Annotated in this window: 15 protein-coding genes; 8 read left to right on the forward strand and 7 right to left on the reverse strand. The window is 42.9% G+C overall.

The window, feature by feature from the left end:
• Nucleotides 1-10: 10 nt before the first annotated feature.
• A complete protein-coding gene (gene groES / locus V7K35_RS20340; protein ID WP_069071443.1) occupies nucleotides 11-322 on the reverse strand; it encodes a co-chaperone GroES in 312 nt (103 codons plus the stop codon).
• 245 nt (nucleotides 323-567) lie between these two features.
• On the opposite strand from groES, the gene V7K35_RS20345 reads away from it, so the two are divergent.
• The 3 genes from V7K35_RS20345 to V7K35_RS20355 all read left to right on the forward strand — a co-directional run bounded on the left by V7K35_RS20345 (nucleotide 568) and on the right by V7K35_RS20355 (nucleotide 2,046).
• Nucleotides 568-831 (forward strand): hypothetical protein, encoded by a 264-nt coding sequence (locus tag V7K35_RS20345; protein WP_335081027.1) that lies wholly within the window; start codon nucleotides 568-570, stop codon nucleotides 829-831.
• Between the two features lie 43 nt (nucleotides 832-874).
• A complete protein-coding gene (locus V7K35_RS20350) occupies nucleotides 875-1,042 on the forward strand; it encodes a hypothetical protein (protein WP_335081029.1) in 168 nt (55 codons plus the stop codon).
• Between the two features lie 326 nt (nucleotides 1,043-1,368).
• Nucleotides 1,369-2,046, forward strand: a complete 678-nt coding sequence (locus V7K35_RS20355) for a response regulator transcription factor (protein WP_334794355.1) — start codon at nucleotides 1,369-1,371, stop codon at nucleotides 2,044-2,046.
• Nucleotides 2,047-2,117: 71 nt separating this feature from the next.
• Here V7K35_RS20355 and V7K35_RS20360 read toward each other — a convergent pair whose 3' ends face one another.
• Nucleotides 2,118-2,387 carry an NIL domain-containing protein gene (locus tag V7K35_RS20360; protein ID WP_335081200.1) on the reverse strand — a complete coding sequence of 90 codons (270 nt, stop codon included), beginning with the start codon at nucleotides 2,385-2,387 and terminating at the stop codon, nucleotides 2,118-2,120.
• A gap of 432 nt (nucleotides 2,388-2,819) precedes the next feature.
• Between V7K35_RS20360 and V7K35_RS20365 the strand changes: the two genes are divergently transcribed.
• The 3 genes from V7K35_RS20365 to V7K35_RS20375 all read left to right on the forward strand — a co-directional run bounded on the left by V7K35_RS20365 (nucleotide 2,820) and on the right by V7K35_RS20375 (nucleotide 6,210).
• Nucleotides 2,820-4,568: a protein kinase domain-containing protein gene (locus tag V7K35_RS20365; protein ID WP_335081031.1), complete on the forward strand. Its 1,749-nt coding sequence runs from the start codon at nucleotides 2,820-2,822 to the stop codon at nucleotides 4,566-4,568.
• Entirely contained in the window at nucleotides 4,565-5,326 is a 762-nt protein-coding gene (locus V7K35_RS20370; protein WP_335081033.1) for a hypothetical protein, read from the forward strand. The genes V7K35_RS20365 and V7K35_RS20370 overlap by 4 nt, the downstream gene beginning before the upstream one ends.
• Before the next feature lie 110 nt (nucleotides 5,327-5,436).
• On the forward strand, nucleotides 5,437-6,210 hold the full coding sequence (locus tag V7K35_RS20375; RefSeq protein WP_335081035.1) for an Rpn family recombination-promoting nuclease/putative transposase: 774 nt from the start codon (nucleotides 5,437-5,439) through the stop codon (nucleotides 6,208-6,210).
• A 129-nt stretch (nucleotides 6,211-6,339) separates the two neighbouring features.
• Here the strand turns inward: V7K35_RS20375 and asnS are convergent, their stop codons facing one another.
• Together asnS and V7K35_RS20385 are read right to left on the reverse strand one after the other, a co-directional pair.
• Nucleotides 6,340-7,731, reverse strand: coding sequence for an asparagine--tRNA ligase (asnS, locus tag V7K35_RS20380; RefSeq protein WP_335081037.1), 1,392 nt, complete (start codon nucleotides 7,729-7,731; stop codon nucleotides 6,340-6,342).
• Nucleotides 7,732-7,733: 2 nt separating this feature from the next.
• A complete protein-coding gene (locus tag V7K35_RS20385) occupies nucleotides 7,734-8,096 on the reverse strand; it encodes a hypothetical protein (protein WP_335081039.1) in 363 nt (120 codons plus the stop codon).
• 45 nt (nucleotides 8,097-8,141) lie between these two features.
• On the opposite strand from V7K35_RS20385, the gene V7K35_RS20390 reads away from it, so the two are divergent.
• Nucleotides 8,142-8,420 carry a DUF6439 family protein gene (locus tag V7K35_RS20390; protein WP_334794331.1) on the forward strand — a complete coding sequence of 93 codons (279 nt, stop codon included), beginning with the start codon at nucleotides 8,142-8,144 and terminating at the stop codon, nucleotides 8,418-8,420.
• Nucleotides 8,421-8,491: 71 nt separating this feature from the next.
• Here V7K35_RS20390 and V7K35_RS20395 read toward each other — a convergent pair whose 3' ends face one another.
• Entirely contained in the window at nucleotides 8,492-8,941 is a 450-nt protein-coding gene (locus V7K35_RS20395) for an ATP-binding protein (protein ID WP_298911492.1), read from the reverse strand.
• A 390-nt stretch (nucleotides 8,942-9,331) separates the two neighbouring features.
• Complete coding sequence (gene rlmD / locus V7K35_RS20400; protein WP_335081042.1) at nucleotides 9,332-10,738, reverse strand: 23S rRNA (uracil(1939)-C(5))-methyltransferase RlmD; 1,407 nt, start codon at nucleotides 10,736-10,738, stop codon at nucleotides 9,332-9,334.
• Nucleotides 10,739-11,015: 277 nt separating this feature from the next.
• Between rlmD and V7K35_RS20405 the strand changes: the two genes are divergently transcribed.
• The gene (locus tag V7K35_RS20405; RefSeq protein WP_109007747.1) at nucleotides 11,016-11,501 is read left to right on the forward strand and encodes an allophycocyanin subunit alpha-B; all 486 of its coding nucleotides are present in this window, start codon (nucleotides 11,016-11,018) and stop codon (nucleotides 11,499-11,501) included.
• A 575-nt stretch (nucleotides 11,502-12,076) separates the two neighbouring features.
• On the opposite strand, the gene V7K35_RS20410 is transcribed toward V7K35_RS20405, so the two are convergent.
• Nucleotides 12,077-14,716 carry a beta strand repeat-containing protein gene (locus V7K35_RS20410; protein ID WP_335081044.1) on the reverse strand — a complete coding sequence of 880 codons (2,640 nt, stop codon included), beginning with the start codon at nucleotides 14,714-14,716 and terminating at the stop codon, nucleotides 12,077-12,079.
• Between the last annotated feature and the right edge of the window lie 40 nt (nucleotides 14,717-14,756).

The raw sequence follows: 14,756 nt of genomic DNA on the forward strand, positions 1-14,756 counted from the left end.
TCATAACCCATTAGATAACGACTGCTAAGATATCTTTTTCAGAAAGCAGTACATATTCTTCGGTGCCGAGCTTAATGTCGGTGCCAGCGTACTTCGAGTACAGCACCTTATCACCGACTTTAATTTCCAATTCCTGACGGCTACCGTCATCGTTACGCTTGCCAGGACCAAGGGCGACTACTTCCCCTACCTGGGGCTTTTCCTTGGCGGTATCAGGCAAATACAAACCACCTGCGGTCTTTTCCTCAGAGGCGTTCACTTTTACGAAAACGCGATCGCTCAAAGGTTTAACTGTAGAAACGCTTAAAGATAAAGCAGCCATATTATTTCCTCCAGAGTTTAGCACTCTCAACTCCTGAGTGCTAATCTACCGAAAAGTGGCGTCCAATGGCAAGAATTCCTTGAGTACGGGTTCCCGAACTAGAAGAGCATTAGGGTACTTAAGTATAAATGCTTAATTATTTATAGTTTTTAGGTTCCGTTCCGTAAGTTACGAATATTTTATCTGGTGAACTTTATTTGCAAAGCTTGGAAATTGTTATAGAACTGTAATCAGGGAGCCACTCGATGAGTAACAATACAGTGATCCGGTCTAGCCATCAAATCTCCAAAACCACTAAGTCTGTTGAACATCAAGCCCTGAGGAATTGTGTAGAAACTTTAGGACTTGCAAAAATTCAGCGATACATTTTTATTTGCGCTGACCAGACAATCACTAACTGCTACTCAAAACGAGCTAGTCTGGAATCCTGGGAATACTTCAAAAAGCGACTTAAAGAGTTAAAACTTGATCAGCCGCAACAAAGTTATCCCATTTACGTCTGTCTTTAGAACTTAAGCCAACTACTTGCGCGTTTGTTGTTCTGGACTCATAATGGTGGTTTACCCTGATGAGGCTTGGTATCGCCAAGCAAACCCGGAAGTTACCCTGCGGCTCATCCGAGAACACTTAACAGGCAATAAGGTGGAAGAATATGCATTTTCAACCCATCCTTTGCCAGAAACTTCCCTAGTTTCTCGTGAACACCTCATAGAGGCTTAACAACCGAAGGATATGTTATAGCAGTAAGCTTTAAGAAAGTGCGGGTTGTTTTAAGGTAGGGTCATCTTTAAGCCAATACTTACTTGTGAGTCAGAAAGATTATTATTTAATCAGTGTTTTTTACCCCGCCCCTTTCAAAGCGATATATAATAGCGCATTATAGATACTACTGCTATACGTATCCTTGCTGGACTTTTGCTATCGAGCTACTAGTCTATTGAAAGTGCTCGGCATTTTTGAGACTTCGAGACAGTAAAGGCAAGTTAAGTAGGAAAAAGGACACATCTCGAATAGCCCACCGTAGAGGATAAATATTCAAGACTTTGATGGACCGAAGCGCGACAAGTGCCACTGCTATGAAAGAGCCCAGCATGAAAGATCACAAACGACTTCTATTGATTGATGATGACCCTAACCTCATCTTGCTGGTGAAGGATTACTTAGAATTCCGGGGATACGAAGTTGTCACCGCCGAAAATGGACGTGAAGCTCTGGAAATTTTAGAGCAAGATGTTCCAGACATGATTATCTGCGACGTGATGATGCCGGAAATGGACGGATATACTTTTGTGGAACAAGTCCGGCAAAACGAACGCACCAGCTGGATTCCGGTTCTTTTCCTTTCAGCTAAGGGACAAAGTGCAGACCGAGTTAAGGGTTTAAATAAAGGTGCTGATGTTTATATGGTCAAACCCTTTGAACCAGAAGAACTCGTAGCACAAGTTGAATCCTCGCTGAAACAAACTATCCGTTGGAAAGAACACCAAGCCAAAGGAGGCGAAAACAGTTCCCGCATCCAGGTTCCCTTCGATGTGCAGTTGACCCCAACCGAACTGAAAGTAGTCCAGTTTGTCGCTAGGGGTTTAGCTAACCGGGAAATTGCTGAAGAACTCAATGTTAGTCAGCGTACAGTTGAAAGCCATGTGTCCAATATGTTGGGCAAAACCAATCTACACAACCGCACTGAATTAGCGCGGTGGGCGATTGAAAATCAAATGGCATAGCCGATTTTAGATTTTAGGTTTTGGATTTTGGATTATCAATCTAAAATCCAAAATCCGAAATCAAAAATTGATTACCACCCATTTTCTTCAGGACTGGATTGGTGCAAAACTTTTAAATCCAACTCATCCAGGTAAATTAAGGTGCTTTCAATCTGGGAAACAGTACCTCGCAGTTGTAGATGGAAGCAACTGTGTTGTGGCACGTTTGTGCTTACCTGAGCATCAGCAATAATTATTGTGACCCCATAGTGATAAACCAGTTGTGAAATGACTGATTCCTCATGCAAGTCTTTAGGAATACGAATCTGGATACAAGTTTGGGTGCGTCTATTATCTAAAATACCAGTATTAGATTTTACTTATTTATTCAAAATTACCATTCTAGCTTCCTACTTGACTTCTTGAATGAGGGTTTTGCTTTGAACGATTTCTTTTAACAATAGCTTTACTTATCCCACGCAAGCAAGAAAATATTTGCCTTTGCATTAATCTAGATGTAGTCAATGTGAAGAATTGCTCATAATTCGGCAGTTATGAGGTTAATTGTTATTCTATGGCGGTTTTCGAGCAAATTTAATATAGCCAGTCTGTAGGGTTACAACAATTGTTGTAACCCTAATTTATTGTGTATGAGATTTAATACTGAAGTAAGAACTGCTATATATGTTACTTTGCCAAAATTTCAGGGAACTCTATTAATAGAACCTTATAGATTTAGCCCTCTGTTTAGATATCAATAAAAATCGATTTTTTAGGATATTTACTTCTGTGTAATGACCTATTGTATAAATCCCCATTGTCCAAAACCTGTTGACCTAGTGAATGCAAACAACCTTATTTGCCGTAACTGTGGGTCAGAAATACTACTGCAAGGACGCTATCGGGTAATCAAACAACTAGGACAAGGTGGCTTTGGTAACACTTTTGAAGTTGACGAGTGTGGGAAAACTAAAGTTTTAAAAGTGCTGACTGAGAAGAACCCTAAAGCTATTGAACTGTTTCAGCAGGAAGCAAAGGTTTTGAGTCAGCTAAACAATGCGGGTATTCCCAAGGTAGAACCAGATAGTTATTTTACTATTTTACCTATAAATAGCTCTGTACCATTGCACTGTTTAGCAATGGAGAAAATTGAAGGCGTAAATTTAGAGCAGTGGATGGAATTTCGTAATTATCAACGTCTTTCTGAAGCTCAAGCTCTCAATTGGCTTAAACAACTTGTAGAAATTCTCGCTTTAGTACACGCTCATCAATATTTTCACCGTGATATTAAGCCTCAGAATATCATGCTGCGACCAAGTGGGCAGCTTGTCTTAATTGATTTTGGTGCAGTTCGACAAGTCACGACAACCATCGTGGCGGGAAATTCCCATACCAGAATTATTTCACAAGGCTATTCACCGCCAGAACAACAAAACGGTTATTCGGTACAGCAGTCAGACTTTTTTGCATTGGGACGGACTTTTATTTTTCTGCTCACAGGTAAGGAACCCCAGGATAAAGAAATTTATGACCCTCTGACTAACGAGTTGCACTGGCGAAAATCTGCACTCAATCTTTCTCCACTTTTGGCAGATTTAATCGACCATTTGATGGCTCCTACTGCAAATCATCGTCCTCAAAATACGCAAGTGATTTTGCAGAAATTGAACGAAATTGAAAAAGCTTTACAAATACCTAGAATACTATGGCAACAAACGGCAATTAAATCAAGCAATGGGTTGAAATCTGCTGCGTCATCTAGTTCTGTTGCTACTGTATCAGTCGGTGGATCTAAATCAGTCAATGCCTCTTCTAGCCATACTCAGAAAAACCAAAAATTTTGGAAAGTTGTCATTGGTTTAGGACTGGGATGTTTTGCTGTTGTTATTGCGGCTATTAATCAACCAAACACCAAAAATCCGGTTTCTGTTTCTCCTCTAGAAAATGTTCCGGTAGTTATTCCTAGTCCAGTTACCCAAATTCCTGAAATCCCATTAACTATTAAATCTCAACCTACAATAAGTCCTTCAACTTTGCATACATCTGACAAAGTTGAAACCGAACAAGCTCAAATAGAGGAGATAGAAAAACAAAAACTTCAGTCTGCTTTAAAAGCCGAGGAAGAAAGACAAGCGGCTATTAGAAAAGAAGCTGCTGTTAGAACAGAAAGAGAGCAGTTAGAAGCTGTGATAAGGGAAAGAAGAGAAATGAGGAAAAGAAGAGAGCAGTTAAATGCTGATATAAGGGCAAGGGCTTTAATAACACAAAAAAGGCAACAAGCCGATAAACAGCAACAGACAAAAATTAGCCTTGAAAAAGCTAAACAAGTTTATTTGCAAACTAAGCAGCAACCAAAAACAACTGTAACAACCTCAAATCAACGGCAAGTACCGCCTAAGCAACAAGTTACAACAGAACGGCCAAAAAATACAGTAGATACAAATAATGATGGGGCTAATATCCCTAATCCTTGGGAATCTACATATCCAATTCCTAAAACTTCTGATGAATTAGAACAAGTAATAAGAGAGGGAAATCAATGAAAAATTTCACAGTTAAAGGCTTAATCACTTTGCTGGTAACTAGCTCGGCTTTATTGTTAACACCAATGAAAAGTGATGCACAGGTAAATATCAACAGACTAGCTCAGGTGGCGAAAAGCTGCCAAGAAGATATATTTTCTTCTAACTATTACAAGCGAATGAGATTTGATAGAAATAGTATTAATCAATATCTGAAAAATTCCTATATTCCAGAGCAAGCAATCAGCTATTGTATACATGATCGATATCATTACTCCTTAGTATTGACTAAATATCCTTGGCTTAATTCAACAGGAGAAATACTGCCTGGATATCCTGGTTCTGTTGTTGTTGGAGCGTTAGCAAACGTATTTGATAGTTCTCATACAACTTCCATTTTAGACTGTATTGCCAATCAAGATGTATCGAGTCAGGAATGCTCTGAAACAAGGTTTGGAATTAGTAAAGTAAATTCCTTTATAAATTACTGGTATGAAAGTTATGCGGTTAACGTTTGTCCTTCTTGTGTTGTTGCCCATAATGAGGTATCTGGTTCACGAGAAGAAATTTTAAAAGCTTTTATAAAGTGGTTTTTTACACTTGACAAAGCACAAAGAAGGGAATTAATTTCTCTTTTAGGAGATGGCGATGAAGCTCAGGAATTAAGATTAGTGATAAGAGGTGAAGCTAATACAGCCGTAAACAAATATTCGGAAGTACGCCAAGGAGTTGAGGAGCAGGAACAGGAGCGGCGTAGACAAGAAGTACTTGGTAATTAGATGCTGTTTCAAACAGTGATGTATATTATGTTGGGTTTTCTTGCGTCAACCCAACATAAACAAATTTAATCTTAATAAACAATACCTGATACCCTTTATTTAAGGCTGTCATGTATGACAATATCTGTAAATTCATTGCCGAAAACTTCAAAGATGACTTAGCAACTTGGTTACTAGGTTCACCGATTAAATTAACAGAACTTAGCCCGACTGAATTATCAAGCGAACCAATTCGCACCGATTCGTTAATTTTATTGCAATCTGATGATTTAGTTCTACATACCGAGTTTCAAACCCACGCCGATAAAGATATCCCCTTTCGGATGTTAGATTATCGAGTTAGGGTTTCTCGCCGCTTTCATAACAAAGAAATGCGTCAAATAGTAATCTATTTGAGAAAAACAAGTTCACAATTAGTTACTGAAAACAGTTTTAGATTAAACAACACTTACCATCAGTTTGAGGTAATACGCCTGTGGGAACAACCAACAGACAGGTTTATGAGTATTCCAGGTTTATTACCCTTTGCCGTGCTAAGTCAAACAAACGATCCTACAATGGTATTAACCCAAGTAGCCAAAGCAGTTGAAGCAATTAGCGATCGCCAGTTACAAAGAAATATAGCTGCTGCCAGTGGAATTCTAGCAGGTCTGGTGTTAAATAAAAATGTAATTAACAAGATTTTAAGGAGTGAGATTATGCGCGAATCAGTCATTTATCAACAAATCCTAGAAGAAGGCGAAGCCAAAGGTGAAGTAGAAACAACAAGAAAGTTGGCTTTAAATTTGTTGCGAATTGGAATGAGTTTAGAACAAATTGCTCAAGTTACTGAATTATCTATTGAGCAAGTTCAAGTTTTACAAGAGGAGATTCAAAAATCTTAATTTTAATTAATAGTTTTAGAAAATACGTAGCTATACAAACAAAACCCGCATTCGCGGGTTTCAATGTTTTATTAATCCGCGCAGACGCAATCGGTTTGTGTAGACGCGATAATAGGTCTAAAATTTAAACTAAAACTCAGCACTTTGTGGTGTACGAGGAAAGGGAATCACATCACGGATATTTCCCATACCTGTTATAAATTGTACGAGTCGTTCAAAACCTAGTCCAAAACCCGCATGGGGAACAGTACCATAACGACGTAAATCAAGATACCACCACAAGTCTTCTGGGTTTAATCCTTGCGCTAACACGCGGCGTTCTAGAACTTCTAGGCGTTCTTCCCGTTGAGAACCACCAACAATTTCGCCAATTTTGGGTGCGAGAATATCCATTGCTCGGACGGTTTTTTCATCGTCGTTTAAGCGCATATAAAAAGCTTTGATTTGCGCTGGATAATCTGTAACGATCGCAGGTTTTTTAAATAATTGTTCAGCTAGATAGCGTTCGTGTTCTGATTGTAAATCTAAACCCCAACTCACAGGATATTCAAATTTAACATCAGCTTTTTCTAAAAGTGCGATCGCTTCTGTGTAAGTTAAGCGTTCAAACTGATTATTAATAATATTTTCGGCTGTCGCCAACACAGATTTATCAATGCGTTCATTGAAAAATTCCATATCTTCTGGGCAAGTTTCCAACACATATTTAAAAATGTGTTTGAGAAACGCCTCAGCTAAATCCATATCGCCTTCTAGGTCACAAAAAGCCATTTCTGGCTCAACCATCCAAAATTCTGCTAGGTGGCGGGAAGTATTGGAATTTTCTGCACGGAAGGTAGGGCCAAATGTGTAGACGTTAGAAAACGCCATCGCCATAACTTCCGCTTCCAACTGGCCGCTAACTGTTAAATATGTGGGTTTAGCAAAAAAGTCTTGGCTATAATCTACTGCTTGGTTTTCTGTGCGGGGAATATTCTTTAAATCTAAACTGGTAACACTAAAAAGTTCACCCGCGCCTTCACAGTCGCTAGCAGTAATGATCGGGGTGTGTACCCACAAAAAGCCTCTTTCATGGAAAAATTGGTGAATTGCTGTCGAACAAGCATTTCTGACGCGGAAAACTGCACCAAAGGAATTGGTACGCGATCGCAAATGTCCAATGGTTCGCAGAAACTCAAAGGAATGGCGTTTCTTTTGCAGGGGATATGTATCGGGATCAGCTTCTCCGTAAACTTCTACTGTATCGGCTTTCAACTCAATCCGTTGTCCTTTACCAAGAGAAGCCACTAGTACCCCTGTCGCCTCAACAGCAGCACCTGTGTTCAATTTTTTCAATATAGCTTCATAGTCTGGCAAATCTTGATTGATGACGACTTGCAAATTAGCTAGTGATGAGCCGTCATTGACTTCAATAAAAGCAAACCCTTTGGACTCGCGTTTCGTCCGCACCCAGCCTTGAACTTGGAGAGACTCATCAGGTTGACCACTTCGCAATATTTCTGCAATCCGTCGATTTACCATATTTATCCAGCATAAGACTTTAATATCCAGCCTATGATAACGCCCATTCCACCAAAGCGGACGACTTGCCAAAAAGGTTTTTTGAGGCTACGCCAAGAAAATAACTGGCTTTCTAATTTTAGTTCTAGCATTTCCAACTGCTGTTGAATTTGCCGTAACTCTGCTTTGATTTCTGGTGTCTGAGATTTATTGTGCTTCAGTTTATCTCGATGCTGTTGCCATTGTGCCTGTTGTTGGCGATCGCGCTGCACTTGATCATAACGTTCTTTTAAGGACAGGAGCGATCGCTCTACTTCCTCAAATTCTTGGTCAAAATCTGGTTCTGGAGTTTCCCCTGATGGCTGTGATTGTTTAGACGGCTTCATTTACAAGTAGTACAGTAGAAGTAAATGCAAATGTGCCAATAGATTATGTCCCAATCTACCCAGCTGCCTCAAACTAGTCAACTAAATGAACTTAGTACTCTGGAACTAGCTCAAGCCTTGATGGAAAGACTGAGCATCTCCCCTAACGATTGGCATCGCCTCAAGTCTAACCGCAATTCCCGCGCTAATGAACAAGTGGCAGCAGCTATTGTGTATCTTTTAAAGAATCAGCCACAAGAAGCTCAAGCCAGATTAGAACAAGCAGTTGGTTGGTTAGATCGCTCTATTTCTGCGCCTCCCTGTCAAACTCACGGAAAAACTTAAAAATTAGGAGTCAGGAGTTAAAAGTTTGAAATTTTTAACTCTTAACTCCTAACTCTTAACTTCTAAATAAACTACCGTCGCAGAGATAAACGGGGACGATTTTCCATTTGTTTACAAAGCCTCAATTCTGTGCCTTTGCGGTTCCACTCTACCTGATCAAAAATTTGATGCAGAAGACATAAACCACGACCACTTTCTGATTCATCTGGTGGTAAATAATCTGTTGGCTCCTCATCACTAGTAGATGAAGGAGTAAAGCCGCTACCCTGGTCTGATATTATCCACCAATATTGATTATCTATTAAAGAAAAACGGACTACAACTGTTTTACTTGGATCAAGATTATTGCCATGTTTAGCTGCGTTGACTAAAGCTTCTTGAAGTCCTAGCCGCAGTTCTGCTTGTAATTTTGCTGGGATTTCTGCCAACAGTAAATCTAATATTGGACAAAGGTAGAGGGTTGAGGCAAAACTAATAGTGCCCCAATAACGTCCAACTGGACGGAGTGAAATAGTAATCACAAGAGAAACCCCATAGCTTTCAGTTAGCTAGACATCAGTTTGCTATTACAGGCACTCTGATAAAACTTGAGGTGGTCATGCTGCCTTCAAACTTGCGTCTTTAAAACTAAATTTTGAAAATGCTAGGGAGCATTAGCTCTATAGTATGAGTTGGAATTGTTTAGATATAAAACGGCTGGAATAGTTTTGATAATGAATTAAGCAACTTAAAAAGATGCTAGTAATTTGACAGAGTATTGGCATACTCTACATTGATTGCCGATTTGTAATTTACACATCCAATTCATATTTTTAAGAGGCTATGCAACTTGAATTTATTTAAACAAAATGAATTTCTATTTTTATCTTAATTCAATTTTAGCATCTTTAGTATCCACTAAACTAAAAATTTCAAATTTCAGTTTTTGTAAAGGAATTACTATCCTTGTACAAATTTGATAGCGCAAGAAAGGCGGCAGCTTCAACATGAGCCGTTTGAGGAAAAAAATCAGCAGGTTGTACGCGTGTGATAGTATATTGCCCATCTTGACAAAGTAATTTCAGGTCGCGGGCGAGGGTGGCTACTTTACAGCTGACGTAAACGATCCGAGATGGTTTCAATTGCCGTAAAGTGTCGATCACAGCGCGATCGCACCCCTTGCGTGGCGGATCGAGTATTACTACTTCTGGTATTGTGCCCATTTTTGGCAGCAATTTCTCTACTGCCCCGACAAGGAAAGTCACATTATCAATTCCGTTATGGTGGGCATTCAAAATAGCTTGTTCCACTGCTGCTGGTTGCACTTCTAATCCTGTAGCAATCCTGACTTTTTTGGCGAGGGGTAAAGTTAAAGTCCCGATACCACAGTAAGCATCAACTAGCAACTCATGCCCTTGAAGATTGAGTTCTGATTGAATTACCTGCAATAGTGCCTCTGCTGTTTCTGTATAAACTTGGAAAAATGTATCTGGGCGCACTTGAAATTCCAATCCAGCAAAATTCTCACGCAGGTGTGGGACTCCAGCGATGCAACGGGTTTCTGATCCAAAGATAGCATTTGTGCGATCGCTATTGCGGTTGAGCGACACTCCCACTAACTGCGGATAGCGCTTTAACCATTCCTGGGCTTGGGTTTCAATTCCTGATAAATTCCAGTCCTTCACCACCAGAGTCAGCAACATTTCCCCAGTATGTCGGCCAATGCGTAAACCAAGATGGCGAATTTGTCCAAGGTGGCGCTGTTCGTCGTAAATTTGCCAACCCCGTTGTTGAATATCCTGCTTAACTTCGGCAAGTAAGGGATTTAATCGTGAGTCTTGGACTGGACATTGATTTAAGTTAATTAATTGGTGACTACCTTTTTGGTAGTAACCAGCTTGTACCTGTCCTGTTGCCGATGTACCCAGAGGATATGTAGATTTATTACGGTAGTTTAAAGCAGAAGGGGCGGCGAGTACCGGATCTACCGGTGGTTGGAGAAAACCGCCAATCCGTTCCAAAGCTTGGATAACTTGATTTTGCTTGGCTACTAGCTGGTAATCGTAATTAATCTGCTGCCACTGGCAACCACCGCACTTATCCGCCACAATACAACTGGGTCGGATCCGCTCAGGGGATGGTTCCAATAGCTGCTGGAGCTTGCCGTGGGCGTATTTTGGTTTAACATGAACCAAGCGGACAATGGCGCGATCGCCCGGTACAGTATCTGGGACAAACACAACACGCTCATCAGCGCGTCCCACACCATCGCCTGTATCACTCAGGTTAGCGATCGTCACTTCAATTAATTCACCCTGCTGCCAAATTATTTTAGTCATTTGTCATTTGTCATTTGTCATTTGTCATTGGGCATTGAGCATGGGGCACTTGTACTGAGCGTAGTCGTTGGCGCAGCCTCTCCAAGAGTTGTATTGGGCATGGGGCATTGGGCATTGGGCAAGAATCAATAGTTTTTCTTCTCCCCTGCTCCCTCATCTCCCCCACTCCCCACTCCCTAAATAGATAAATTCAATACATAACTAGCTCCGATCCCTTCACTTGTGTACCTCCAACTCGCTAAACTAACAGATAATATTTCAGGTGATTTCAATAATCATGACTGTAATTAGCCAAGTTATTCTCAAAGCCGACGACGAACTGCGTTATCCCAGCAGTGGCGAACTTAAAAACATCAAAGACTTTTTGGAAACCGGCGTACAACGGACGCGGATTGCGGCTACTTTAGCCGAAAACGAAAAAAAGATAGTTCAAGAAGCAACCAAACAACTCTGGCAGAAGCGTCCTGACTTCATCTCCCCCGGAGGTAATGCTTACGGAGAACGCCAACGCTCTCTATGTATCCGCGATTTTGGCTGGTACTTGCGTCTAATTACTTATGGTGTGCTTGCCGGCGACAAAGAGCCAATTGAAAAAATTGGTTTGATTGGTGTGCGGGAAATGTACAATTCATTGGGCGTTCCCGTGCCTGGAATGGTAGAAGCGATCAATTCCCTCAAAACAGCCTCCCTTAGCTTACTGAGTGCAGAAGACGCTGCCGAAGCAGCACCTTACTTTGATTACATCATTCAAGCAATGTCTTAATACAAAGTGTGTGCTGGCTTTAGGAGTATACTTCCAGTCTACTAGAGTGAGTGCAATATATTAGCGCTCCATAGGCATAAGATACCCAATTTGATCATACCTTCCCCACATTTGGTAGTGGCTGTGGCAAAATCTCTGTCAAGTTACTAACCAGTTGTGGGGAAATTTATTTAAGTATAACTATGGGGCATTTCTCAAAGGATGATAGACATACAGACATAAAAAACCGACAGTCCTTGATTAAGGCTGTCGGCTATTAAGTGTGTTCCCTATTAATGACTCGGCTAGAGTTCAGTTGTCATTAATTATGCCTAGTTAGCGATCGCAGGGAGACGATCCTAATCATAGATCCGTGTGATTTTCGTCACTTTATTGTTACAGCTAAACTGCATATAGGCGAGTAATCCCTGAGTTACAGTAAATCTATGCAAGTTTGGAGCTAAGAATATATACGCTGGTAGATGCTTTTTCAGATTAAGAGCAAATTACACCTATTAGACACTCAGGGGTTAAAACACGAGATAGAGGAAGTGACATCCTCCATACAGGGATACAAGGTAAGATAGTTAATAAATCTATGCCCCGTTTACCAAAGTACTGTAGCAGAAAGAGCTATCTGCAAAGATAAATTTCTCAAAGCCAGTGGTAGATAAGCTAATAGAGTTCCCATTGTTATTAAAAGTGATGTTGGCACTTTTAAGGGGATTGCCAGAAATAACACCAGATACGCTCAGTTGAGAGCGGTTGAAAGCTCTCAGATCAAGGGTGTCAAAACCGTCCCCACCATCAACCTTCGCAGCACCGAATCCTTTAAAGTAGTCATCCCCAGTACCCAGAGCAATCTTGATGCCGCCACCGATAGTCACTTTCTGCTGAACTCCATCTAGGATACTGGTGGCAATAATTTCGTCATTGCCATTACCAGTATCAATTCTTCCTTGTCCATAAATGCCATAGGCAGTACCACCAATTGTTGCTGTAGCCTGTCCGGTAAGCTTGTCAGAACCATTGCCAGTATCAATTATTCCGTCGTTGAAGATGCCATAGGCGGTGGCGTTTTTTCCAGAACTGTTGCCATAAGCGGTAATTGTGTCGTTGTCCAACCCTGTAATGATGGTGCCATTTTTACTGTTCTGGATGCCAGTGCCAGCACCGCCGTCGCCGATACTGCCGGGAGCGATACCGCCGTTGCCGCCAGTACTGATGCCGACAATAGTGTCTTCTCCGTCACCAGTATTCAGTTTGTTACTGTTGCTGATACCGATCCCTACTCCGCCCTTGCCGCCGATGCCCTGAATATTATTGTCGATTCTGTTAACATCGCCCGCCTTGCCGCCCTTGCCTGTGCCGATGATCGTGTCTTCTCCATTCCCTGTATTCAGTTGGCCACTGTTGCTGATACCAATCCCAGATCCGCCTGAGATGCCGGAACTGCCGCTGTCAACATCGCCGCCCCTGCCGCCGTTGCCCCCAGTACCAGTGCCAGCGATGGTGTCTTTTCCGCCCCCTGCATCCAGACTGCGACTGTTAGCGATGCCTGTCCCAGTTCCACCATTAGCGGTAAAGGAGCCGACGCCGACGTTGCGGATGCTGCCAGTACCGATGCCAGTGATTGTGTCTTCTCCGTCCCCTGCATTCAGATTGCCATTGTTGCTAATGCCTGTCCCAGTCCCACCGCTGCCGTTGCCGCCCTTCCCTGTCCCGGTGATCGTGTCTTTTCCATACCCTGTATTCAGACTGCCACTGTTGGCGATGCCGATCCCAGTAGCGTCGTCACCGGCGAAAGGGGAGTAGTTGTCGGAGGTGTCGTTACCGCCAGTACCAATGCCGGCGATCGTGTCTTCTCCGTCTCCTGTATTAAAATTGCCACTGTTGCTGATGCCTGTCCCAGTTCCAGCGTCGCTGACAATACCGCCGCCCCCCATGCCGCCCTTGCCTGTGCCAGTGATCGTGTCTCTTCCGTCCCCTGTATTCAAACTCCCACTGTTAGCGATACCAATCCCAGTACCACCCTCGCCACCGTCGCCATTGCCCGTCGAGCCGCCAATGCCGCCAGTAGCCATACCAGTGATTGTGTCTTCTCCGTCTCCAGTATCCAGGTCGCTACTGTTGCTGATGCCGATCCCAACTCCGCCGATGCTGCCCTGGTAACGGCCGTAGCCGCCGATGCCACCAGTGCCAGTGCCGGTGAGCGTGTCTTCTCCATCCCCTGCATTTAAAATGCCACTGTTAGCGATGCCTGTCCCAGTTCCGCCCTCGGCGGCACCACGATCTTTGCCGTCCAATATATCGCCCTCCAATATCTCGCCGCCATTGCCGCCCTTCCCTGTACCAACGATCGCGTCTTTTCCGTCCCCTGCATTTAAAATGCCACTGTTAGCGATGCCTGTCCCAATTCCGCCCTCGCCACCAGCCAAAACACCGCTGCCGTTGCCGCCCTTCCCTGTCCCGGTGATCGTGTCTTTTCCGTCCCCTGCATTTAGAATGCCACTGTTAGCGATGCCTGTCCCAGTTCCGCCAACACCAATGTCAACGCCTTTGACGTAGCCGTACGAACCGCCGTTACCGCCAGTACCGATGCCGATGATTATGTCGTTTCCGTCCCCTAGATTAATACTGCCACGGTTGTTAGCGATGCCAGTTCCAGTTTCGCCGTTGCCGCCGTTGCTATTGATATCAGTGCCGCCGTTACCGCCCTTCCCTGTGCCGATGATTGTGTCGTTTCCGTCCCCGACATTAATACTGCCACTATTAGCGATGCCAGTTCCAACTCCACCGTCGCCACTGTTGCCATTGTCGTTGCCGCCCTTGCCGCCATTACCGCCAGTAGCAGTACCAGCGATCGCGTCTTCTCCGTCCCCTGTATTCAGACTGCCACTATTGGCGATGCCAGTCCCAACTCCACCGTCGCCGCCGTTACCCTTGTCAACATCGCCGCCATTACCGCCAGTACCTGTACCAGCGATCGCGTCTTCTCCGTCCTCTGTATTCAGACTGCCACTGTTAGCGATGCCAGTCCCATTTCCGCCCTGATTCAAGTTGTCGATGCTGGCAGCACCCGTGCCCTTAATGGTGTCCTTTCCTGAAAGCGTATAAATCAAACCTCCAGTTAGAATATCGATACCTATTGCTGGAGATACATTTAACTGTTCCCCGATTAAAGTGTCGGAATTAGGGGTGCCAATGAAATTGGGTGGAACGGTTAGTCTAGCCATGATTCAAATTCTCTCAATTAGGTTAGTTTAGTTTGCTGAT

The organism is Nostoc sp. (genome assembly GCF_036917275.1).
Lineage (GTDB): Bacteria > Cyanobacteriota > Cyanobacteriia > Cyanobacteriales > Nostocaceae > Nostoc.